The organism is Arthrobacter sp. 10N418, from assembly GCF_056394725.1.
On the sequence record NZ_JBFTIK010000022.1, the window covers coordinates 36,315 to 57,967 of the forward strand.

Here is a 21,653-nt window from a genome sequence, read left to right on the forward strand (position 1 = left end):
CCCGACCCGCGGCATCGGCGCCGCCGGACAGCCGGGGGAGTTCCGGCGGGGGGCGAACCGCACGTCGACGTCGCCGGTCGTATGCCCGACGGTCCGCGTCAAGGTTCGACGTGAATTCTGGCGGCTTCCTCAAGTTCGAGTGCCTGCGTCCGGGCGAGGCGCATTTCGGCTGCGGTGTCGATCCGGCGGGTCAGCACCCAGTAGAGGAAGGCTGCCACCGGCAGGCCGATGAACAAGGAGATGTCGGCGCCACCCATGGCTGCAGCCGCCGGCCCGACGAAGAGTTTTCCGGCGGCGAAGAACGGAATCATGACCGCGAAGGCGACAAGGTACGCGGTGATTCCTGGCCAGCCCCAGCGCCCGTAAATCCCGTGGGGGTGGAAGATTTCCGCAATGGCGTAGTGGCCCTTTCGGACGATGAAGTAGTCCGTGAGGTTGACCGCCGTCCACGGGATGAAAAAGTAAAGCACCAGCAGCAGGAAGTCGTTGAAGTTGGCGAGGAAATCGGCGGATGCGATGTTGGCGAAGACGAGCGAGATGGCCGCGGTGGTCACGATGGTTACGACGCGGATCCTGACGGTGGGCCTGATGCGCCGCAGGCTGTCGATGGAGGAGATCAGTGTGAGGGAACCGCCGTACATGTTCAGCGCCGTGACGGACAGGAGCCCGAGGGCGGCGACGAACAAGGCGATCGATCCGAAGCCGGGGAACAGCTTCTCCGCGGTGTCCTGGATCGAGCCGATGGTGTCGAAGCCCTCGCCGGCTGCCGCGGCGATGAAAGAGCCCAGGAACATGACCCAGATACCGCCCAGCGCACTTCCCCAGAACGTCCATTTGAACGTCCCGCGGCCGGATTCCGGGGGGAGATAGCGGGAATAGTCCGAGACGTAAATGGCCCAGGAAATCTGGTAGCCGGCCGCCACGCCCAGCTGCCCGAGGAACGGGACGAGGTGGAAACCGGCTAAATCGAATGAGCCGGCGGGAACGGCAAGGTGGGTCAGAACCGCGGCCGTCAGCAGCGCCAGCATGATGATGGTCAGGTAGGTCAGATAGCGCTCGAAACCGTGAATCAGGTCGTATCCGAAGAGCGCGACAGCGGCGGCGATGATCGTGACAACCCAGAACCAGAACGTTTCGTTTCCGATGTGAAGGGATCCCGCTACGGCCTGGCCGGCCAGGACGGTGTTGAAGACATTGAATCCCGCGTACTGCAGGTAGGCGAACAGCCACACCAGCAAAGCGCCAACGTAGCCGAACTGCGGCCGGGACTGGATCATTTGCGGCAGTCCCAGTTGCGGACCTTGCGAGGAGTGCGCCGCCATGAACAGCGTGCCGACCAGCACGCCGAGGGCGATCGCGATCAGGGACCAGATCAGGTTCCCGCCGGTCGTGATGCTAATGAGCCCCACCGCCAGCGTTGCTATCTGCGCGTTGCTCATGAACCAGAGCGGGCCAATGTGAGAAACCTTGCCGTGCCTCTCATTCAGCGGTACATAGTCGATCGACCGGACTTCCAGTCCCCGCCCCGTCGCCGGAGCTGTGGCTGTACTCATGGAATATCTCCCTAGATAGGCAAGGACGCGCCAGCCTTATGCGGCAACTGAACTCAGCAGTCCGCCGAGCAATGCTCGGAATGCCGCCGAGGGGATGGCGTTCGCGCCGGATTCCGGGGGACGGTCATGCCTCTGCGCCGGGGGTGAAGTAATTGTGGGTGTCCAGATACGTCACTTTTGGTGGCCCCGGGAACCCTGCCTCGGCGCTGAAAGGTCCGATCTGCTCTTTGGCGAAGGTGTCGTAAAGCTCCTTCGTCTGCCAGAGGTCCGTGACGAGGATCCCGTCGTCCGTGGCCGCCACCCAGTGTCCGAGGGCCCCGGCGGGGCCGGGTCCTCCGGGGGTGAGACCCATTTTGCCGATGACCTGGTCGTATTGCTCCAAGGTGGCACCGGAGAATTCCATGATGACTGCGACGGCCATGTCCCTCTCCCTAAAGGCGGCAGGTCGCAGGGCAGCGGCCCGCAATTGATTTGATACGGCTTGGTCTACGCTCAACCAGCGCGTTCGTCAACATATCGCGGGTGCTGGTTGTGCGTCCCCGTCCCCGCCGTCGCGATTGATGCTGCCGTGAGGGGATACTGTCCTTCCTTCGCCCATCTGAGTCTCCGTCAGCGGCAGCGGATTGATCGGATGGCTACTTGGCGCGGTCGAGACAGGGCTGCGCGGGCGAGCTCGGAGTGGCCATGGAGAAAGCTGCCGGTCCGGAGGCCTGATGGCTACTTTCCTTATCTGGCTTTCTTTTGCATCAGGTGAGCGCGCTTCTTGCTGATGGGGCAGCGTCCGCCTTGTACCCGCCTGGGCGTTGACATTGCGGTCACGGCGACGGGGTCATGATGCGCAGGACGGGGTGGCCGTTGATGTCCTGGAGCGGGAAATAGACGCGGTGGGTGGCCTGGTCGACGGCGACGGCGTGTGCGTGGTCGGCGAGTTTGGCGGACGCCTTTTCGTGCAGTGTTCTTTCCTGTTCATCGAAAACGGTGATGATGCCGCTCTCGGAGGCGACGTAGAGACGGTGCAGCCCTGTGTCGAAGGCCAGCACGTCGGGGGTGTCGCCGGTATCGAAGGTTCCGGCGCTCTGGTGGGTTTGGAGGTCGAGTACGAGGAGTTTGGCGTTGCCTTCGCACGCGATGAAGGCCAGGTGGCTGGTTCCGTCGAGGGCGAGCCCGTGGTTGCCTTTGCAGCCGGTGAGTGGGGTGCGGTCCACGATCCGGTCGGTGGCCGGATCGATGGTGATCAGTTCGCTGGTGCCCTGGGCGTTGATCATGATGTCCCCGCTGACTGGGTCAAAAACCGTGTTCCCAGCCTTGCCTCCGATGTCGATGGCAGCGACGGCGGCGTTGGTGGCCAGGTCGATGACCGTCTCGACCCGGTCGTGTTCGTTCGAAACGTAGGCCTTGCCGTGAACGGGGTCGTAGGCGATCCCGTCGGGAGTGCTGCCGGTGGGAACACGTGCGGTGACGGCCAGGGTATCGGAGTCGATGATGACCGCCTCGTTCTTTCCCGAGGCGGTGGCCAGGATCCGGTGGCGGTCCGGCGCGGTGGTGATGCCGTGTACGGAGGAGATTTTGGGGATGGTGGCCGTCACGGTCAGGGCGTCCAGGTCCACGACGTGGATGGTTCCGTCGCCCAGATGGGTTATGTACAGCCGCTTGGCTACCGGATCGATGTTCTGGTAATCGAGGCGGCTGGCGCCCCCGGGCAGGGGGACATCCTGGACCAGGGTCAGCGGAAGACCGGCGGGCGCGGTGCTCGAGGGCGGACTTGCCGAGGACCCGGAGCACGAGGTCAGTGCCGTCAGCAGGCAGACCCACACTGCGGCAGAGAGGGCGGGTTCCGCAGCGGACAGTGCAACGGTCTTCATCGCCGTCAGAGGATGATGCCGGTGGCGGCGGATGGGGCGTGGTTCCGGGTGGGCGCAGGCGGCACCGTGTTCGGAGGCGGGTTTACCCGCTGCCGTCTCCGCGCTGCAGCAAGGACCCCATCCCATGCCGCCCAAAGGCGGCATGGTGTTGACTTTGAGCTTCATCGCCGGCCTCTCCGGACGCGGGGCAGAAGGGCCAGCCGCGTCCACACCCACCAGAGTGGCCCGCGGCCATAAGGCTGTCAACGGCAGTTTCTGTCCCGTTGATCCGCGCTGGGCGCCTGGCGCAGGAATCGAGGCACAACCGCTGATTCCGTGATTGGATCCGAACCCACCGGCGCCACGCCGTTCTGTTCGGTCGTGCCCAAGGCTTCGTAGGATTTTGGCCAAAATCTCCGGGAAGGCATGACAGCGCCACCCCGCGTCACTTCCGGCCGGTTCAGGTACCGGTTTGGGTCCAAGGCGCGGTCAGAATGGCTTTCGATGGCAGCCGCGGCCGCCACCGGACAGACCACGCCGGTGGGGACGCCGTCGCGGGTGATGTCAACGTGTCTCGACAGGGCAGTTGTAGTTCAGTAGTCCGGTCCTGCCGGGCGTGTTGCGGATCGTGGTGAGGGTGCAGTTCCCAAGGGACGGGAACGCCCGGCGGTACTACTCAACGGGATTCCGAGCAGGACGCACAGCGCGAGCCGAATGGCGGTGCTGTGAGCGATGGCGAGGACATGCCCGCCCGGGTCCGCTGTTGTTGCGTCCTGGAGGGCTGCAGTAAATCGTTGTGCTGCGAAGATGGGGTGTTCGCCGCCGGGGAAATGGTTCGAGGCCGGGTCGGACTTGAACGCCCTATATTCTTCGGGGAAGCGTGCCCGCATCTGGGCTCTGGTGAGTCCTTCCACCTGGCCAAGGTCCAGTTCGCGCAGTCGGGGATCGATGGTGAGGCTGAGGCCCGTGGCGGCGCTGCATTCTTCGGCAGTCACCCGCGCCCGGCTGAGGTCGGAGGAGCGGATGCTCGTCAGGTCCATAGTCGCCGCCCAGCGCGCGAGGGAGGCCGCCTGGCTCCCGCCCCGTGGGGTCATGGCGACGTCTGAACTACCGACGTATCGGTCTTCGCTGTGCCAGATTGTCTCACCGTGTCTGACGAGGGTGATTAGGGTCATCGGCTGTCCTGTTCGCCGCGGCGTGGGGTTTCTTGCTTGGGTCGGCTTGGACCGGGGTCGTCCCGGGCCGCCCGTTCGGTTGCTCGTGATCCGGAGCCCCGCTGCCCTGCTGGGTTGACATGTCTGGGGGCGGCGAGGAGGCGTCGCGCGCTCGTGACTGGCACCCGGTCCACCGGGTCACGGTCTGTTGTTGATGACGTCTGTGCCGAAGGGGTTCAGTCCTGGGGCCCCTGCGTAGCCGAGGCGGGGGAGGGAGAAGGCGTCTTCGATGGTGGCGAGCAGGCTGTAGTGGTTGTACGGGGTGTTGGACGTGGTCCCGCCTTTGGTGAAGGGGGAGAGAACGAGGGCGCCGATTTTTCCGCCGGCCGTGCCGCCGGGCAGGAGTCCCGCGGGTCCGGTGGTGATTCCGTCGGTTTCGTCGAAGGTGATCACGAGCATGCCGTCGGCTGTGTAGGCCGGCGAATTCAAGATGGCCGGGACCTGCTGGCGGAGCCACGCGTCGGCACTGGTAAGTCCGCCCGGGCTGCCGTCGACGCAGGGGCTGTCGTGCCCGTCGTTGCACAGGTTGGGGGTGATATAAGACAGGTTGGGTGTCGTGCCGGCGGACTTGAGGTCGCTGGCCAGATTGGTGAAGGCGACAACGTTACTCTGGCAGTCCGGGGACAAAGTGATGGATTCGAAGTACACGAACGGGTTGTGGCGGGTGGCGTACTGGTCCCCAGCGGTGGCACCCTGATGGTCGTCCTGGGCGCCGCGCCGGGGGTGCTGGCAGGGGACCTGCATGTCTTCCATGTAGCCTTTCCAGGTCTTTCCGGCCGAACTAAGCTGGCCGGCAACGGTGGGGACCGCGACCGGGTACACGCAGCCGGTCCCTTGCACCTGGTTCGGTGATGCGGTTCCGGTCTGCTTAAACGCGGCATAGGTGGGGCAGTCGTTGCGCGTCATTTCGTTTGATGCCTGCCCTGAAATCTGGGCTAGGTAGTTGGGGTTCGAATTGTGGGCAATCCCGTAGTACTGGGTGAGCAGGGCGCCCTGGGCCCGCAGGATCTTGGACAGATACGGGGCCGTCGAGCCGGCGCCCCAGACCTTGTCGTAGCCCTTGTTCTCAAGGTTGATCACAAACACGTGTCCCGGCGCCCCCGAGGTAGCTCGGGCGGCCGGAGACGGGGATCCCGAAGTAGGACCCGGATCGGGGGAGGCCGCGGTGGGGCTCGCGCTGGGGGAAGGCGTTGCGGTTCCCGTCCCCGTGGAGGGTGTGGGTCCGGGCGGCGTTGGCTGACAGCCCGCCGTCGCCAGGGCGAGGGCTGCCGCAGCGATCAGCCACCGCGGCCGCCCCGTGGTCTTCCGGCCATGCGCTGGTGTGATCTTCCGGTTCATCTTTTCCGGCTTTCCCTATGACCCGAACACTGTCGGTCGCCGGCGGCACTAACCGCGACTCCCACAGCACCTGCCGCGACTGTGGAAAGGATGCGAACACCGCCACGTCCTAGAACCGTTCCACAACAGCCTAGGGATTGGCAGGGTAATTCCCTGACAAATCGCTGTGAACTCATCGTGGACAGCTTCGCCTAATGCACGTATTGCGGGATCATTCAACGTGCCCAGAGTCATTGCTCGATTCCGGGCCGGTGTGTGTTCTGGATTCCCGGCAGACTGACGGGGTTGCGGCGTGAGATGGCCGACATGGAACTTCGCCCTAAATCCGCTCCCGTGCCCGACTGAGACGTGTTCCGAGCTGAAGCCGACTGCGGTTGACACCCCAGTCGCGTCCTGGATCACGACATCGCAGGACAACCCCGGGAATGACGGTTTTCGAAGGGAACGACTGCCTCCCAGTCAGAGGGCGGGAATGGCTAATTGGGTGCTGTGCAGAAAACGCCTTCCGTTCCGCCCTGTCCGTCCCGGGGCCGAGACCCTTTTCAGGATTCCGGGGCGCGCGTATCGTTCGGTGCATTGGATGCTCCTTCGTAACCGGTGCTCGGATTTACTGACCGTCCGGAGCTGAAGGGAGTGCCACGGTCGGCGCCGGCACGCCAAAACCGCTTGCTTCCGTGCCACGAGCGCCCCGCACCTGGATGCTGATCATGAGGAAGGGTCGACGATGCTCCAATTCCTGCCACTCCTCAACCGAAAAAACATCGGCGCCTACCGAACGTTGATGATCCTCACCTGCATTGGCGCCCTTGCCGTCCCGGTCGCCGGCTGCGACCCGGGTGTCCCCCAGGCGACTGGCATTGCGTCAGAGCCAAGCCCGGCAGGGGTCCCCACGGCCGGTCCGACAGATTCGGCGCTCCCACCACCGGCACGCTCAGCCTCCACCGGCCCGACCGGATCGCCGGTCCCAAGCCCCGGGACGCACCCGACCGAGCAGACGCCAGCACCACCGAGTGGTCCGGGACCGGTCAAGTCCGACTCCGCGCCGGCGGCCACCCCGGGTTCGTCCAAACAGGAAAGTCCGACGGTGGACCACGGTTCCGTTTCCGGCCAGCGCATGCCCGTCGGGGATCTGCCCGGGTGGCGGCAGGTTTTCGCCGGGGACTTCACCCATGGCGATGTCCCCGTAGGGGCCTTCCCAGGGGCGGCTTACGGCGCGAAATGGAGCGCAGGCTACGGCGATGGGACGCCCGACACAGCCGGGCAGGCCAGTTCCGGCAAATCCGGCTACTATCCGTCGAAAGTGCTCAGCGTCAAGAACGGGGTCCTGGATTGGTATCTGCACTCCGAAAACGGTATTTCCATGGGCGCCGCCCCCACCCCCGTCATCGCGAACCCCAGCGCCAGCCCGCACCGTCCGAACAGCTTGCTGTACGGACGGTACTCCGTGCGCTTCAAAGCCGACTCTCTCCCGGGATTCAAGACGGCCTGGTTGATGTGGCCTGACAGTGGTGTGTGGCCACGGGATGGCGAACTGGACTTCCCGGAAGGCGATCTCGCGGGTACGTTCTACGGCGCTGTCCACCGCAGCGGATCCGCCCATGACGTCTTTGACGAGGTCCAATCAAACGCGCTCTTCACGGCCTGGCACACGGCTACCACCGAATGGACACCCGGACGGGTCGCGTTCCTCCTGGACGGGAAGCCCCTCGGCGCCATAACCGTCGGCACCCCGGTCAAGCCTATGCATTACATCCTGCAGACCGAGTCCTGCCTGACCGGCTGCCCTTCGCCCGCGACCGCCGGCCACGTACAGGTGGCCTGGGTCGCCATCTGGTCCAGAATCTGACGGCACTTCCGGCAGAGACAGACACCACGGGGAACGCTCCGGAGAGGGCGTGCTCAGCCGTTCGTGCGAGGGGTCCAATCCGCCGTGTCGCATCCACTGATGGTCGTTTCAAGGTTTTCTAAAGTTCCCAGGCGATACCGTGTGGTGTGGCATCTTCACCGTCCGGTCCTCTTGTAAATTCCGGGACCGCCGGCACTGGCCACTGCGTGAATTGACCACTTGTGTGGGAGGGCTGACCGATGAAGCGGTTCCTGAGGCTTTGCGTTGCGGGTTTACTTGCGTTGCCGTTGGTTGGCCTGACCGCGTTGGGTTCCGTGCCGGCGACCGCTGCGCCCGGGTGCCAGTCCGGTACACCCGCGCCTGCAGATCCTTATCCGGGCACGGCGGCGGCAGACACCAACTTTGAGTCGGGCACTCTGGCCCCGTTCAGCCCCTTCACCTCGGGCACGGGAACAGCCTCCGTCTCCTCCGCATTTTCGCATTCGCCCGGTTGCTCTGCGTTCCTGCATGCAACCACGGATCCAGCTTCGGTCGCCAACATGTCCGTGAGCCTGGCCTCCGGGATGAAGGAGGCGTACGCGGACGGCTGGTTCAACATCACTGCTCAAGGTGCCGCGGCCAACAACGTGCCCTATTTGCGTTTCTTCTCGGGCGGCGTCCGGTACCTCGACGTCTTCCGGGAGAACGTCAGCGGTAGCCTCGTACTCCGGGTAGCATCCCCGACCGGGTTCACTTACACCACGATGGTTACCACCGTAGCCCTGGGCACCTGGCACCATCTCGTGATGCACGTAGTACCCAACGGAGCGGCGACCGGGGTGCAGGTCTGGTGGGATGACAACTCCATCTTTGCCCAGACAGTCAGCGTCAGCGCGACTCAATTCGACACGGCGCAGCTCGGAGCCGAACACCCTCAGCAGATGGGCGATATCTACACCGACGATGTGATCATCAACAGCGGGTCGGAAGCCCCTGGTCCGGTACCGGGCACGCTGCCCTCGCCTACGCCTGTTCCAGGGCCCGGCGGGGGAACTGTCCCGCCCGCGGCCACCACCGAGATCCAGGCCGCGGCGGCCGCGAACCCGGGCCTCGGCACCACAACCGCACCAATAACGTGCGGGCAGCCCGGCGGCGGCTGCTACCAGGATTACCCGGGCGGGGCGATCATCTGGTCCGCGACCACGGGCGCGCACCCCACCTCCGGGGAGGTCCGCGCGGCCTGGGCCCGCACCGGGTTCCTCACCGGATTCATGGGTTACCCCACCGGCGACGTCGTCTGCGGCCAGCCCGGCGGCGGCTGCTACCAGGACTACCAGGGCGGGGCGGTCATCTGGTCCGCGACCACGGGCGCGCACCCCACCTCCGGGGAGGTCCGCGCGGCGTGGGCCCGCACCGGGTTCCTCACCGGATTCATGGGCTACCCCACCGGCGACGTCGTCTGCGGCCAGCCCGGCGGCGGCTGCTACCAGGACTACCAGGGCGGGTCGATCATCTGGTCCGCGACCACGGGCGCGCACCCCACCTCCGGGGAGGTCCGCGCGGCGTGGGCCCGGACGGGGTTCCTGACCGGGGTCCTGCGCTATCCGATGTCTGATGTGGTCTGCGGCCAGCCCGGCGGCGGCTGCTACCAGGATTACCAGGGCGGAGCGATCATCTGGTCCGCAGCCACGGGCGCGCACCCCACGTCAGGGTCCGTCCGCGCGGCCTGGGCCCGGACCGGGTTCCTCACCGGGGTCCTGCGCTATCCGACCTCGGATGTGGTCTGCGGCCAGCCCGGCGGCGGCTGCTACCAGGACTACCAGGGCGGAGCGGTCATCTGGTCCGCAGCCACGGGCGCGCACCCCACCTCCGGGGAGGTCCGCGCGGCCTGGGCCCGGACGGGATTCCTGACCGGGATCCTGCGGTATCCGACCTCGGATGTGGTCTGCGGGCAGCCCGGCGGCGGCTGCTACCAGAACTACCAGGGCGGGTCGATCATCTGGTCCGCCACCACCGGCGCGCACCCCACGGCCGGCGCCATCCGCCAGGCCTGGGCATCCACCGGCTTCCTCACCGGCCGCCTTGGCTACCCGACCTCCGACGAATACGGCACCGGCGGCGGCAGCGTCACCCAGAACTACCAGGGAGGACGGATCTCCTGGTCCCCGCTCACCGGCACCAAGATCACCTAACGCAGGTCAACGACTCGGGAGAAATCCGGTAACGACGGCCCAACGGCGGAAATCGCCAGCGCATCTTGCGCGCCCTCCTGAGTCGGCGGCCAGGATACCCTGCTCCTCCGGTAAGGGGCTGTCTGCCGTCGTTCCCGGTGGATGCTGGCTTACGGCCGCCTCGGCCTGAGTCGGAGTGGCGCCCGGTCGGCGGGGCGTTCCGGTGGTCCTGCCGGAGGAGGCACTGAGCGCGGTGGCCAGTGCAGAGCCGAGAACTCCGATCGCTGTGCGGCGTCCGATGGGGGATGGAATAGTCGGCAAGCACTCCAGACACAGGGGAAGCCTGTTCAGGAGGGACACCCCATCGTAGGTTAGCGCCGCCCGGCCGCGGGTCAGGAGGCCTGCCGTGCGGCCACAGTCCGCTTTTCCGCGCGGCTGCTGTCTGTGTCCGATCTTCGCTGGTAGCCAGTCGTGGGAGACTACCGAAATGAGTGTTGAAGATGATCGACTCGCCGGCAGCGCCGGTGCCGGAAACCCCTGGCGATTTTGGGGTCCGTACCTCTCGGCGCGGCAGTGGGGGACGGTGCGGGAAGATTATTCAGCGGACGGGGATGCGTGGGAGTACTTTCCCTTTGGGCAGTCCCATGCCCGGGCCTACCGCTGGGGTGAGGACGGGCTGGGCGGCTTCTGTGACATCGGCGGGTATCTGAATTTTTCCGTGGCCCTGTGGAACGGACGCGATGACCGGCTGAAGGAACGGTTGTTTGGGCTCACCAACGGGCAGGGGAACCACGGCGAGGATGTCAAGGAATACTGGTGGGCACTGGATGCCACCCCCACTCATTCCTTTGGCGAGTGGCTCTACCGCTACCCGCAGGTCGCGTTCCCGTACGAGCAATTGGTTCGCGAGAACGCCGGACGGACCCGGCAGGAACCGGAATTCGAGCTCGCGGATACCGGTGTCCTGGCAGAGGACCGATTTTTCGACGTCGTCGTCGGCCACGCCAAAGCGGCCCCGGATGATGTGCTCGTTACGATCACCGCCACCAACCACGGCCCGGAGGCGGCGCCCTTGGACCTGCTGCCCCAGCTGTGGTTCACCAACACCTGGGCGTGGGGCCGGGACGGGCGAAAACCTGCTCTGAAACTGGCCGCCCGCTCCGATGACGCCGCCGTTTCCGGCCCGGTCCGGGTGGAGGCTGCGCACCACGCGCTCGGTCGCTATGTCCTGGCGGGGGAAACAGCGGCCGGTCCCGGCGGCCCGGTCGCGCCCAGGGTGCTGTTCTGTGATAACGAGACTGATGATGTGGCCCTCTTTGGCACGGAGTCGAATGCTTCCCAGTACCCCAAGGACGGGATCAACAAGGCGGTTGTCCACGGCGACGCCGGTGCCACCAACCCAAAGAACACGGGTACGAAGGCCGCCCTCTGGTATCACTTCGATGCTGTGCCCGCCGGCGGTTCCGTTGCGGTGAAACTGCGTCTGCGCCCCGCATCGGTGCCCGGTGACGCCTTCGGGCAGGAATTCGACGCACTCGTGGCCACCCGGCGCGAGGAAGCGGACGAGTTCTATGCAACGGTGCTGCCCTCCGGCACAGCCGCCGTCGACTCCCACATTGCGCGCCGCGCCTTCGCCGGGCTGCTGTGGGGCAAGCAGCTGTACCGCTATGCCGTAGAGCAATGGCTCGAAGGAGACCCGGCCCAGCCAGAGCCCCCGGTCCAGCGCCGGAACAGGCCCGGCGCTGCAGCCCCGCGGAATGTTGCCTGGACGGGCCTGGAACTGGCCCATGTCATTTCCATGCCCGACGAATGGGAATACCCGTGGTTCGCCGCCTGGGACCTGGCCTTCCATTGCGTCCCTCTGGCCCATATCGACCCGGTGTTTGCCAAGGACCAGCTAATGTTGCTCTGCCGGGAATATGCCATGCACCCGAACGGCCAGCTCCCGGCGTATGAATGGGCGCTTGGGGACGTGAACCCGCCCGTCCAGGCCTGGGCGGCGTGGCAGGTCTATCAGCTCGACGGCGGCCGGGACACGGACTTCCTGATTCGGATATTCACCAAACTGCTGCTGAATTTTTCCTGGTGGATCAACCGCAAGGACGCCGACGGCAACCACCTCTTTGAGGGAGGCTTTCTGGGGATGGACAACATCGGGCTCTTTGACCGGTCCGCGCCCCTGGCGCCAGGCTACCGGCTCGAGCAGTCCGACGCGACGAGCTGGATGGCGTTTTACTGCCTTGGGATGATGCGGATCGCGCTGGAACTGGCCGCGACAGATCCAGTGTGGGAAGAAATGGCCGTCACGTTCCTGGACCGTTTCTACGCGATCGCGCAGGCCATGGAAAACTTCGGCAGCCAGAACACTGATCTCTGGGATGAAGAGGACGGCTTCTTCTATGACGTGCTGATACGTCCGGACGGGTCATCAGAGCAACTCAAGATCCGGTCCATGGTGGGGCTTCTTCCGTTGCTGGCCGTCTGCGCGATCCCCGAACACTCCCTGGCCGGCATGCAGGGATTCCTCCACAAACTTCACGTTCTGCAGGGGCACGTGGCCGGCGGAGAGCCGCCCACAATCCCGGCCGCCGGACCGGAGGCCGCTGCCGGCAACGCCGCATGGCGCTGTGCCCAGTGCGCCCCGGGCGCAGCGGGCAGATCCCTTTCTCTCCTCGACGGGGAACGGACCGTCCGGCTCTTGCGGTTCCTGCTCGATGAGGGAGAGTTTCTCTCGCCACACGGGCTGCGTGCACTCTCCGCTGCGTACAGGGTTCCGTTCAGCACCGACGTCGATGGCCAGCAGGTGTGCATTCAATACAACCCGGGGGAGTCTGACTCGGCACTTTTCGGCGGGAATTCGAACTGGCGGGGTCCTATCTGGTTCCCCATCAATGTGTTGCTGGCAGATGCCCTCAAAATCCTGGCCCAGGGAGCCGGTTCCGACGTCGAGGTGGAGTTCCCCACGGGGTCATCGCAACTGGTGCCGTTGTCCGCGGTGGCGGACGCCCTCCACGACCGCCTCGTGTCTTTGTTCCGCCCCAGCACGGATGGCCGCAGGCCCGGCACCCCGCGTGATTTCGGTGCGGGCCCACTCTGGGACATCCACCCGACCTTTTCGGAATACTTCCACGGTGACACCGGTGCCGGTCTCGGCGCGTCGCACCAGACCGGCTGGACGGCCATGGTCGCCCACCTCATTTGCACCCAGCAAGACTGGGTACGATGAGCCCTACGTCGCCCACACCCGGCGCGCCCGCCCCGGTCCTGGACTGTGCAATACACTGCGCCGGCCCCGGCCGGGGGACTCAACAGGACGGAACACGGCCATGCTGCTGAAAGACAAGACAGTTATCGTAACGGGCGGCAACAGCGGAATCGGTGAGGCGATCGTCATCGCCGCGGCCGCCGCGGGTGCCAACATCGTCATCGACTACGTCGCGCACCCTGAGGAAACCTCATCCCTGATCGCCCGGATCGAGGCAGCGGGCGGTAAAGCCGTCGGGTTGGATGCGGACATCAGCACGGTTGCGGGTCTGCAGGCACTCGTCCAAACGGCCGTCGAGACCTTCGGGGGGCTGGACGTCCTGGTCAACAACGCCGGAATTGAAACCCGCACATCCGTGCTGGAGACCTCCGAGGAGCAATACCAGAAAGTGCTCGATATCAACCTCAAGAGCGCCTTTTTCGGCACCCAGCTGGCGGCCCGGCAGTTCATCGCCCAGGGTACGGCCGGCGTTATCCTGAATATTTCCTCCGTGCACGAGGACTGGCCGATGCCGGGCAACACCGCCTACTGCGTGGCCAAGGGCGGAATGCGGATGCTCACCCGTACGGCCGGGGTCGAGCTGGGCCAACACGGCATCCGGGTCCTGAACCTCTGCCCCGGCGCGGTGGAGACCCCCATCAACGCCTCCACCATGGCCGATCCCGGGAAACTAAAATCCCTGGATGCCGCCATACCGCTGGGGCGCATGGCCAAGCCGGAGGAAATAGCCCGCATGGCCGTTATGCTGGCCTCCGACACTGCCGCGTATCTGACATCGACGTCGGTGTTCATCGACGGCGGCATCATGCAGGGGAGCGTCGGACTGTGAACGAGCCCTCCACCGAAGCGGGGGACCGGTACGACGTCGTCGTCATAGGCAGCGGGCCCGGCGGCGGTACCCTGGCGGGCAGGCTGGCCAGGACAGGCAAGCGAATCCTGCTTCTGGAACGTGGGGACTACCTCAAACGCGAGCGGGCCAACTGGGACTCCCGCGAAGTGTTTGGGAAGGGCCGCTACACAGCATCCGAAACCTTCTATGACGGGACCGGCAAACCGTTCCATCCAGGGCTGCACTACGTCGTTGGCGGCAACTCAAAGGTCTACGGCGCAGCGCTTTTCCGGCTTACGCCGGCGGATTTCGGACAGATCCGCCACTATGGCGGTATCTCCCCGGCCTGGCCGTTCAGTTACGCGGACCTGGAACCGTACTATGTCCAAGCCGAACACCAGTACATGGTCCACGGGCGCCACGGCGAGGACCCCTTCGCCGGGCCCTTCAGCCACGACTACGCGCACCCGCCCGTGAAACATGAACCACGGATTCAGGAACTCTCCGACGGGCTCGAACAGTTCGGTCTCCACCCCTTCCACCTGCCCCTTGGCATCAATCTGGACCAGAACCCCGACGGCACGGCCGCCGTCGGGTCCGGGTGCATCCGCTGCGACCGGGTAGACGGCTTCCCCTGCCTTCTCGGGGCCAAAGCCGACGCGGAAACAGCCGCGGTGAGCCCGGCGCTGGCCGCCCATCCGAACCTGACGCTGATCACCCGGGCAACCGTGGAACGCCTCACAACCGACGACGCCGGCCGCACTGTCACGGGGGTCCACGCCACCATGGAAGACGGAAGCACCCGTACGTTCGCCGGAGACATCGTGGTCCTCTCGGCCGGATCGATCCTCTCGTCGGTACTGCTGCTTCAGTCAGCCAGCGACCGGCACCCCCGCGGGCTGGGGAACAGCTCCGACGTCGTCGGCCGGCACTACATGCGGCATAACAACGTCGGCTTGATGGCCGTGTCCAAAGACCCCAATCCCACCGTGTTCCAGAAAACACTCGCCCTCAACGACTTCTACGGTCCGAGTGCCCAATGGGACTACCCGATGGGAAATATCCAGATGCTGGGAAAATCCGACGACTGGCAGATCAAGGCCGAAGCGCCCAAGCCGTTCGGGCTCGGACCGTCCTCCGTCTTCGGCGCGGTCGCATCGCACGCCCTGGACTTCTGGCTGGCAGGGGAAGACCTTCCCCTGCCCGAGAGCCGGGTGACGCTGCGCGCCGACGGCTCCGTCCAGCTGGCGCTCCAGCCAGGGAACAACATTGAGGGCGTCAAACGACTCCGCAGAACCTTCGACGGCGTTCTGAACAGACTCGATGCCCGCTCCGCCTCGTTCGCGCGCAGCATCTACCCGCACAAGGACATGGACGTCGCAGCCACCGCACACCAGGCAGGAACCGTCCGTTTTGGCACCGACCCGGCCGCTGCGGCGCTGGACGTCGACTGCAAGGCCTTCGACCTGGACAACCTCTACGTCGTCGACGGCAGCTTCATGCCCTCCATCGGCGCGGTGAACCCGACCCTGACCATCATCGCCAACGCCCTGCGCGTAGCCGACCGAATCACCGAACGCATCCTGTAAGACGAGGGCGGGCCTGACAGGATCGTCATTGCTCGAGAGTGTGCCCGGCCGCGTCGAGCGTGGTCGGGAGCGGGCTGGCTGCGTCGGGTCTGCGGGCGGCGTCGCTGATGCGAAACTGCAGGGCAATGATGATCCAGTTCGCCAGCAGGCTGGAGCCTCCGGCGGACAGGAACGGGGTGGTCAGGCCGGTGAGCGGAGACACCGCGACGAACTTTGCAGCTTGAGCCGCGGCGGCGGCGCCGTCTCGCCGGGCTCAGGTGGCCGCCGTTCTACTTCGGAGCGGCCGGCGCCGGCTGACCGCACGGCCAGCGGCCGGCGCCGGCCTGGGGACCATCAGGAATTCCTACTTCCCTCCCGCGACCCGAACCGGGACAATCCCTCCGACACGGCCGCGCAATGCCTGTCATCGGCCGTCGAGACGGACAAAGGACATATTGTTCTCGAGTGCTGGATGTCCGCGCAGCGGACCGGAGTGGGCACCAGAGCCCGACGGAACCCACGGAGCAAAACGATGACCACTGCAACGCCAAAGCCGCTGCCACACCGAAACCTGCCAAAGCGCTCGTCGGGCCGAGTCAGAAGGTGGCTGGCGGACGAAACCACTGACCGGCAGCGGCCGGTCATCTTGGCTGTTGTCCTGACCCTGGCGGCGATCGGCCTGGTCGAAGTAGCCTCGGCATCGTCGGTCGAGTCCGTCGCCTCCGGGGTCAACCCGTATGACCTGCCCCTGAAGCAGGGCATGTGGACCCTCACCGGTGTCGTCATCATGCTGGGCCTGGCCGGGTTACCGGTCCGGCTTATCCGGAAGATGGCCTGGCCAATGCTCATCGCCGCCACCATCGCCTTGGCTCTGGTCTTCACGCCCCTGGGCATGACGGTGAACGGCAACAGGAACTGGCTGAACGTCGGCGGGTTCACAGCCCAGCCCTCCGAATTCGCCAAACTCGCGCTTATCGTCTGGGCCGCATCGGTCCTGAACCGGAAGCAGAAACTTCTGGTCCAGTGGAAGCACGCGGTCATCCCCGTGCTGCCCGTGGGCGCGGTCATCATGGCCCTCGTCGCCCTGGGCCATGACCTGGGCACGACCATAATCATCATGATCATTCTCGCCGCCACCCTGTTCTACGGCGGTGTTCCGATGAAAGTCATCGGGGTCGCCTCGCTGGCTTCCGCCGTGGCGGCACTGGTCCTGGCAGCAACCAGCGGCAACCGCATGGGCCGGATCTCTTCCTGGCTCGGCGCGGGCTCCACGGAAGATTCCCAAGGACTGGGTTACCAGGCCCTGAACGGCCAATACGCGCTGGCCTCCGGCAGTTGGTTCGGGGCCGGTCTCGGGCAGAGCAGGGAGAAATGGAACTGGATTCCCGAAGCCCACAACGACTTCATCTTCACGATCCTGGGCGAGGAACTGGGCCTTGCCGGCACCCTGCTGGTCCTCGGGCTGTTCGCTATCCTGGCCGTCGCCATCTTCAAAACCATAGCCCGCACCCGGGATGCTTTCTCCCGCGTCCTTGTCTGCAGCGTCATCACCTGGATCATCGGACAGGCCGTGATCAACATCGCCATGGTCAGCGGACTGCTTCCGGTCATCGGCGTCCCGCTGCCGTTCATCTCCTACGGCGGCTCGGCCATGGTCTCCTCATTGGCAGGCATCGGCATGATCCTCGCCGTCACCCGCACCAACCCGAATGCCGAAGAAGCCGAAGCGTCCAGGCGCACGGCCGCGAAGCCGGCTAGCCCGCGGCCGGCCCGGGGATTCCGCGTCCCGGACCGGATCCGTTCACGCCTCCGCCCCGTCCTGCGGGGACCAGGTCCGTCGTCACGCAAGCCTTAGCCCCGGCAGTGAGCCCGGGACCCTGCGCCAGGGAGAGTCCATGCAGGGCGAAGGCCAGGGTCACGACAGGATTCACGTGCGCGTCGGAGACCGGGTCGAGGCACACGAAGACGGCGATGAGTTCATCATGCCGGCTCCGGCTGCGGCGACCATTAGAAGGTAGGTGCCCAGAATCTCCCCGCGCAACCGGCGGGAGGCGTGGCCGGGCTTGTCGGCGTCGAGGATCATGTGGCGGTCCTGGACGGAAAGTTTTGGATGGGTCCGTGACCCGGGCGCGTCCGGCGGTTCTTTCCTTCACGTAACCGACTTCGTGGGGTGCCTTCCGACTGGGAAGGCTTGCTTTGTGTGGCCATCGTCGCTTCCTTCGCATCCGCGGGGTTGAGGTTTGCCCGCCCCGATCCGGCCATCCTACCCGCGCACGCGACGGGGGCACGGGCGGCCGTGGTAACCGCAATGAGCCCGTGGCCGCCGCCCATGCGGAGTGCCGGAGTCGCCCGTCAGCTGGCCGGGCGATCTTCGGCATCAGGTGCGGAGGCGGCCTAGCCGCCCGTGTTGGCGGCCTGGCAGGTCTGGTCGTTGGCCGTCTGGGCAACCACATCATTGGGCTTTTCAGCGGCCGGCGAGGGCTGGGTGCCTGTCGCGAAATCCAGTCCCGCGTAAAGCTGAACGCCCTGGACGCCCGGAGCCGGCTGCACGCGCTCCGGGGGAAGTCCGAACATCGCGGCGACGTCAGCGGCGACGTCGGCGAAGCCGGGGCCGTAGTAGACGAACGTCTCGGGCCGCGGTTGCGCCTGGATCCGGGAAACGTTGGTGAAACCGGCCCCGGTCACGAGAGCGCCGATTTCGCTGCTCCTGCCGGGCACGCTAGTGCCGTTGGCGATGGTGACTGGCTGGAGTGCCTTCTCATAGCCGGGCTTCGCTGCCGTGGTGGACGGGTCCGTGGACGGGGGAGCCGCCGGGGCGGGCTGGCTGAGGTCGGCGCTGCGGCGGAGCATGGCGAATAGGTTGCCTGCCGCGGGTTGGTCGAGGGTGAGCCGGTTGGGATCCGAGGGTGCCGGTACGGTCGGTACGGTGATGAAGTTGACCTTGGCCGGGTCGATGTTCTTGAGCCGGTCGGCGAGGGTCAGCATCGTCGGGACCGAGGCGAGCCCGTCATCGACGGTCAGGTTCTTGGTCACGGTGTCGGCGATGGCCAGGACTTTCTGGGGGTTGCCGAGGGTACCGTCGGCCTTCAGCTTCCGGGTGAGGGAGGCCAGGAAGGATTGCTGGGCCTTGATCCGGCCCAGGTCTCCGCCATCTGCGAAGCCGTGGCGGGTGCGCAGAAAGGCCAGGGCCTGGTCGCCCTGGACCTGGGAGATGCCCTTTGGCAGACGGAGTCCGGATTCGGGGTCGGAGACGGCGGCGTTGACGCAGACATCGACGCCGCCGACGGTGTTGGAGAGCTCCTTCACGGCATTGAAGTCAGCCATCATGAAGTGGTCCACTTCCATTCCGGTGAGCTTGTTCACGGTGTCCACGGCACAGCCGATGCCGGCGTCAGCCATCGCGCTGTTGATCATGACGTTCTGGCGCGGATCGTGTTGCTGGTTTGTCGTCCGGTCCTTGCAGGCGGGAACGTCGACGAGGAGGTCCCGCGGGAAACTGATGACGTTGACGTGGTTGTTGTCGGCGGAGATGTCCAGCAGCATCATCACATCGGACTGACCGTACCCCGAAGACTGGTCCGCGGTGCCGTATTGTCCGTTCTTCCCGCTCCTTGTGTCACTGCCCAGGACGAGGATCTGCAGACGGTCCTTGCTGTCATCGACCGGCCCTTCGGTCCGGAGGCCGCCGGCTCCGAGGGCGGAGGTGGTGATGTTCGACTGGAGGCGCCAGAGCCAGTACCCACCGAAAGCGAGGACTCCCAGCAGCAGCACTGCGGCGGCGATGCCGGTGATCTTGAGCCAGAGCGGCCGCCGCCGGCCCGGGTGGTTGCGGCTGCTCTCAACCAGGGTGCCATGACCTGGATAGGGGACGGGGGCGCCGGAATCCGGGCCGGGCAAATCGTGACGCAATGTGGCTACCTCTCCGGGGGCATTCGAACCCGCCCATGATACTGACTGTTGCTGGGAACCGCCTTCAGACGCGTCGGTGAAGTTGAGCGGCACACCGATTGCGGACGTTCTGCCACCCCGGGATGTCATGATCCGCCGATGAGCATTTCAACTTTCAGCACCCCCGTCCACCGTTCAGGCGTGCGGCTGGCCGCTATGGCCGCCGTCGGGCTGGCCGTCGCCCTGGCCGTCGGGAATCTAGGGTCCTGGGCCTACGCCCGGCGCTCGGGTGGGCGGCCGCGTCGCTGACCTACCTGATCTGGGTATGGTCAGTGATCGGGCGTCTGGACGCCGCGGGCACCGCCGCCCACGCCCGCGCCCGCGGTGAGGATCCGGGCCGGGTCGTCTCGGACGTGCTGGTGCTGGCGGCGACGGCAGGGAGCTTCGGGGGTGTCGCCTTGATCCTGCTGGAAGCAGGATCCACCCAGGGCGGCCTGAAGGCGGCCATCATCGCCCTGGCACTGGGTAGCGTCACGCTGTCATGGCTGTTGGTGCAGACTCTCTTCACGCTCCGCTACGCCACCGTCTACTACGGGGAAAACGAGGGGGTGGACTTCAACGAAAAGAAGCCGCCGCGTTACGGGGACTTCGCCTACCTTTCGTTCACCATCGGCATGACCTTCCAGGTCTCGGACACCGACCTGACAACCGACGCGATCCGGTACACCGCCCTCCGTCACGCGCTCCTGTCCTACGTCCTTGGCGCCATCGTCCTGGCCACCGTCATCAACCTCGTCTCGGGCCTCGTCCACTGACGCACCCAACCGGTCTCGCCACGGCAAAGAACCCGGCGGGGGCTGTTCCGGTGACCTGCAAGGCAGCGGACCCCCGGCGCGTGGATTTCACGCCGCGGCGGCTGGCGACAACATCGGCGGTTCGCGGTGGTCAGGGATGACCTCCAACACCGTTTCTTGGCGGCCACCGGACCCGGATAAGCTCGCGGAATGATAACTATGATCCAGGCTGCCGTTCTTGGCCTTCTCCAGGGCCTTACCGAGCTCTTTCCCATTTCCAGCCTCGGCCACAGCGTCATTCTTCCGAAGCTGCTCGGGTGGAACCTGGACCAGAACTCGCCCTCGTTTCTGACCTTCCTCATTGCCACACACCTGGCCACCGCCATCGTGCTGTTCATCTTCTTCCTCAAAGACTGGATCGAAATCTTCAAGGGACTGGTCCGATCCTTCAGGGACCGGAAGATCAGCCCCTCCGACACCTACGCGAAACTCGGCTGGCTGCTCATCATCGGAACTATTCCCGCCGGTATCCTAGGCCTGGTCCTGGAGAAACCCATCCGTGCACTGTTCGCCTCCCCGTTGATCGCGGCCGCCTTCCTGATCCTCAACGGGCTGGTCCTGTTCGCCGCAGAACGCCTACGGCGGCGCGAACGGCCGCGCGCCGGAACACATTCCGCCCAGGGACAGGACCCGGCAGGCTCCGCCGCGGACGGTCCTGGTTCGGATGCCCGGATCGCCACGACTCTTTCCTGGAAACAGGCGCTGGGCATTGGTGCGGCGCAGGCCGCGGCCCTCGTGCCCGGTATTTCCAGGTCCGGTTCGTCCATGGTCGGAGGCCTGCTTTCAGGACTGAATAACGAAAACGCCGCCCGCTTCAGTTTCCTGCTCGCCACCCCCATCATCGGGGCTGCCGCCGTGCTCAAACTCCCGGAGCTGCTCAGCCCTGCAATGGCCGACGAGCGTCCCGCCTACCTTGTCGGTGCCCTCTGCTCCGCAGTCGCCGCATGGTTCGCCACAAAATTCCTGCTCAGGTTCTTCGAATCCAGGACACTGACACCGTTCGCCATCTACTGTGTGGCCGGCGGCGCCATTTACTTCGTGGCCATGCTCATTATCGGTTAGGGCTAACGCGAGGACAGCTATCCGTCCCTGAGGGAACTGGTCGGAGGGCGGCCCGAGTTCCCGGCGTAGCCCGGGGCTTTCTTCGGCCGGCCTTCCCGGAATTTTTCAAGCTGAGCGGTACCAGCGGGAGTTAGGCGGCTGACTGTTCGGCGTTTTCCTTGGGTTGGTTGATCCACGCCGGTCCTGGGAGTGCGAGGATCTTGGGATCGGTCGTGGTGGTGAAGCGTTCGGGGTGTTTCGCCCGG

Annotated in this window: 15 protein-coding genes and 1 pseudogene; 9 read left to right on the top strand and 7 right to left on the bottom strand. The window is 65.6% G+C overall.

Annotation, left to right across the window (positions count from 1 at the left end; all coding sequences use genetic code 11):
* Nucleotides 1-98: 98 nt before the first annotated feature.
* The 5 genes from AC1DCZ_RS16045 to AC1DCZ_RS16065 all read right to left on the bottom strand — a co-directional run bounded on the left by AC1DCZ_RS16045 (nt 99) and on the right by AC1DCZ_RS16065 (nt 5,688).
* Complete coding sequence (locus AC1DCZ_RS16045; RefSeq protein ID WP_476975477.1) at nt 99-1,553, bottom strand: purine-cytosine permease family protein; 1,455 nt, start codon at nt 1,551-1,553, stop codon at nt 99-101.
* Between the two features lie 124 nt (nt 1,554-1,677).
* Nucleotides 1,678-1,974 carry a hypothetical protein gene (locus AC1DCZ_RS16050; RefSeq protein ID WP_476896724.1) on the bottom strand — a complete coding sequence of 99 codons (297 nt, stop codon included), beginning with the start codon at nt 1,972-1,974 and terminating at the stop codon, nt 1,678-1,680.
* Between the two features lie 394 nt (nt 1,975-2,368).
* Entirely contained in the window at nt 2,369-3,415 is a 1,047-nt protein-coding gene (locus AC1DCZ_RS16055) for a YncE family protein (RefSeq protein ID WP_476975478.1), read from the bottom strand.
* A 572-nt stretch (nt 3,416-3,987) separates the two neighbouring features.
* Nucleotides 3,988-4,569, bottom strand: coding sequence for a histidine phosphatase family protein (locus AC1DCZ_RS16060; RefSeq protein WP_476975479.1), 582 nt, complete (start codon nt 4,567-4,569; stop codon nt 3,988-3,990).
* A gap of 177 nt (nt 4,570-4,746) precedes the next feature.
* A complete protein-coding gene (locus tag AC1DCZ_RS16065; protein ID WP_476975480.1) occupies nt 4,747-5,688 on the bottom strand; it encodes an alkaline phosphatase family protein in 942 nt (313 codons plus the stop codon).
* 1,342 nt (nt 5,689-7,030) lie between these two features.
* Here AC1DCZ_RS16065 and AC1DCZ_RS16070 point away from each other — a divergent pair.
* The 5 genes from AC1DCZ_RS16070 (at nt 7,031) to AC1DCZ_RS16090 (ending at nt 15,625) form a co-directional block, all read left to right on the top strand.
* Complete coding sequence (locus AC1DCZ_RS16070) at nt 7,031-7,792, top strand: glycoside hydrolase family 16 protein (RefSeq protein ID WP_476975481.1); 762 nt, start codon at nt 7,031-7,033, stop codon at nt 7,790-7,792.
* Between the two features lie 539 nt (nt 7,793-8,331).
* Entirely contained in the window at nt 8,332-9,963 is a 1,632-nt protein-coding gene (locus tag AC1DCZ_RS16075) for an LGFP repeat-containing protein (RefSeq protein WP_476975482.1), read from the top strand.
* 466 nt (nt 9,964-10,429) lie between these two features.
* Nucleotides 10,430-13,168 (top strand): MGH1-like glycoside hydrolase domain-containing protein, encoded by a 2,739-nt coding sequence (locus AC1DCZ_RS16080; protein ID WP_476975483.1) that lies wholly within the window; start codon nt 10,430-10,432, stop codon nt 13,166-13,168.
* 100 nt (nt 13,169-13,268) lie between these two features.
* The gene (locus AC1DCZ_RS16085; protein WP_476896732.1) at nt 13,269-14,036 is read left to right on the top strand and encodes a glucose 1-dehydrogenase; all 768 of its coding nucleotides are present in this window, start codon (nt 13,269-13,271) and stop codon (nt 14,034-14,036) included.
* Nucleotides 14,033-15,625 (top strand): GMC family oxidoreductase, encoded by a 1,593-nt coding sequence (locus tag AC1DCZ_RS16090; RefSeq protein ID WP_476975484.1) that lies wholly within the window; start codon nt 14,033-14,035, stop codon nt 15,623-15,625. The genes AC1DCZ_RS16085 and AC1DCZ_RS16090 overlap by 4 nt, the downstream gene beginning before the upstream one ends.
* 25 nt (nt 15,626-15,650) lie before the next feature.
* On the opposite strand, the pseudogene AC1DCZ_RS16095 reads toward AC1DCZ_RS16090, so the two are convergent.
* Nucleotides 15,651-15,821, bottom strand: a pseudogene (locus tag AC1DCZ_RS16095) (FtsW/RodA/SpoVE family cell cycle protein); the annotation flags it as partial.
* A 429-nt stretch (nt 15,822-16,250) separates the two neighbouring features.
* Between AC1DCZ_RS16095 and ftsW the strand changes: the two are divergent.
* Nucleotides 16,251-17,459, top strand: coding sequence for a putative lipid II flippase FtsW (ftsW, locus tag AC1DCZ_RS16100; RefSeq protein ID WP_476975485.1), 1,209 nt, complete (start codon nt 16,251-16,253; stop codon nt 17,457-17,459).
* A gap of 539 nt (nt 17,460-17,998) precedes the next feature.
* On the opposite strand, the gene AC1DCZ_RS16105 is transcribed toward ftsW, so the two are convergent.
* The gene (locus AC1DCZ_RS16105) at nt 17,999-19,513 is read right to left on the bottom strand and encodes an LCP family protein (RefSeq protein WP_476975486.1); all 1,515 of its coding nucleotides are present in this window, start codon (nt 19,511-19,513) and stop codon (nt 17,999-18,001) included.
* A gap of 138 nt (nt 19,514-19,651) precedes the next feature.
* Between AC1DCZ_RS16105 and AC1DCZ_RS16110 the strand changes: the two genes are divergently transcribed.
* The 3 genes from AC1DCZ_RS16110 (at nt 19,652) to AC1DCZ_RS16120 (ending at nt 21,408) form a co-directional block, all read left to right on the top strand.
* Nucleotides 19,652-19,801, top strand: a complete 150-nt coding sequence (locus tag AC1DCZ_RS16110; RefSeq protein WP_476975487.1) for a hypothetical protein — start codon at nt 19,652-19,654, stop codon at nt 19,799-19,801.
* 23 nt (nt 19,802-19,824) lie between these two features.
* Complete coding sequence (locus AC1DCZ_RS16115) at nt 19,825-20,307, top strand: DUF1345 domain-containing protein (protein ID WP_476975488.1); 483 nt, start codon at nt 19,825-19,827, stop codon at nt 20,305-20,307.
* A gap of 189 nt (nt 20,308-20,496) precedes the next feature.
* Nucleotides 20,497-21,408, top strand: a complete 912-nt coding sequence (locus AC1DCZ_RS16120) for an undecaprenyl-diphosphate phosphatase (protein ID WP_476975489.1) — start codon at nt 20,497-20,499, stop codon at nt 21,406-21,408.
* Nucleotides 21,409-21,653 lie beyond the last annotated feature (245 nt).

Excerpts from the sequence above, each read along its gene's own strand:
- AC1DCZ_RS16045 (WP_476975477.1), bottom strand. The coding sequence starts at position 1,553 with ATGAGTACAGCCACAGCTCCGGCGACGGGGCGGGGACTGGAAGTCCGG.
- AC1DCZ_RS16050 (WP_476896724.1), bottom strand. The coding sequence starts at position 1,974 with ATGGCCGTCGCAGTCATCATGGAATTCTCCGGTGCCACCTTGGAGCAA.
- AC1DCZ_RS16055 (WP_476975478.1), bottom strand. The coding sequence starts at position 3,415 with ATGAAGACCGTTGCACTGTCCGCTGCGGAACCCGCCCTCTCTGCCGCA.
- AC1DCZ_RS16060 (WP_476975479.1), bottom strand. The coding sequence starts at position 4,569 with ATGACCCTAATCACCCTCGTCAGACACGGTGAGACAATCTGGCACAGC.
- AC1DCZ_RS16075 (WP_476975482.1), top strand. The coding sequence starts at position 8,332 with ATGTCCGTGAGCCTGGCCTCCGGGATGAAGGAGGCGTACGCGGACGGC.
- AC1DCZ_RS16080 (WP_476975483.1), top strand. The coding sequence starts at position 10,430 with ATGAGTGTTGAAGATGATCGACTCGCCGGCAGCGCCGGTGCCGGAAAC.
- AC1DCZ_RS16085 (WP_476896732.1), top strand. The coding sequence starts at position 13,269 with ATGCTGCTGAAAGACAAGACAGTTATCGTAACGGGCGGCAACAGCGGA.
- AC1DCZ_RS16110 (WP_476975487.1), top strand. The coding sequence starts at position 19,652 with ATGAGCATTTCAACTTTCAGCACCCCCGTCCACCGTTCAGGCGTGCGG.
- AC1DCZ_RS16120 (WP_476975489.1), top strand. The coding sequence starts at position 20,497 with ATGATAACTATGATCCAGGCTGCCGTTCTTGGCCTTCTCCAGGGCCTT.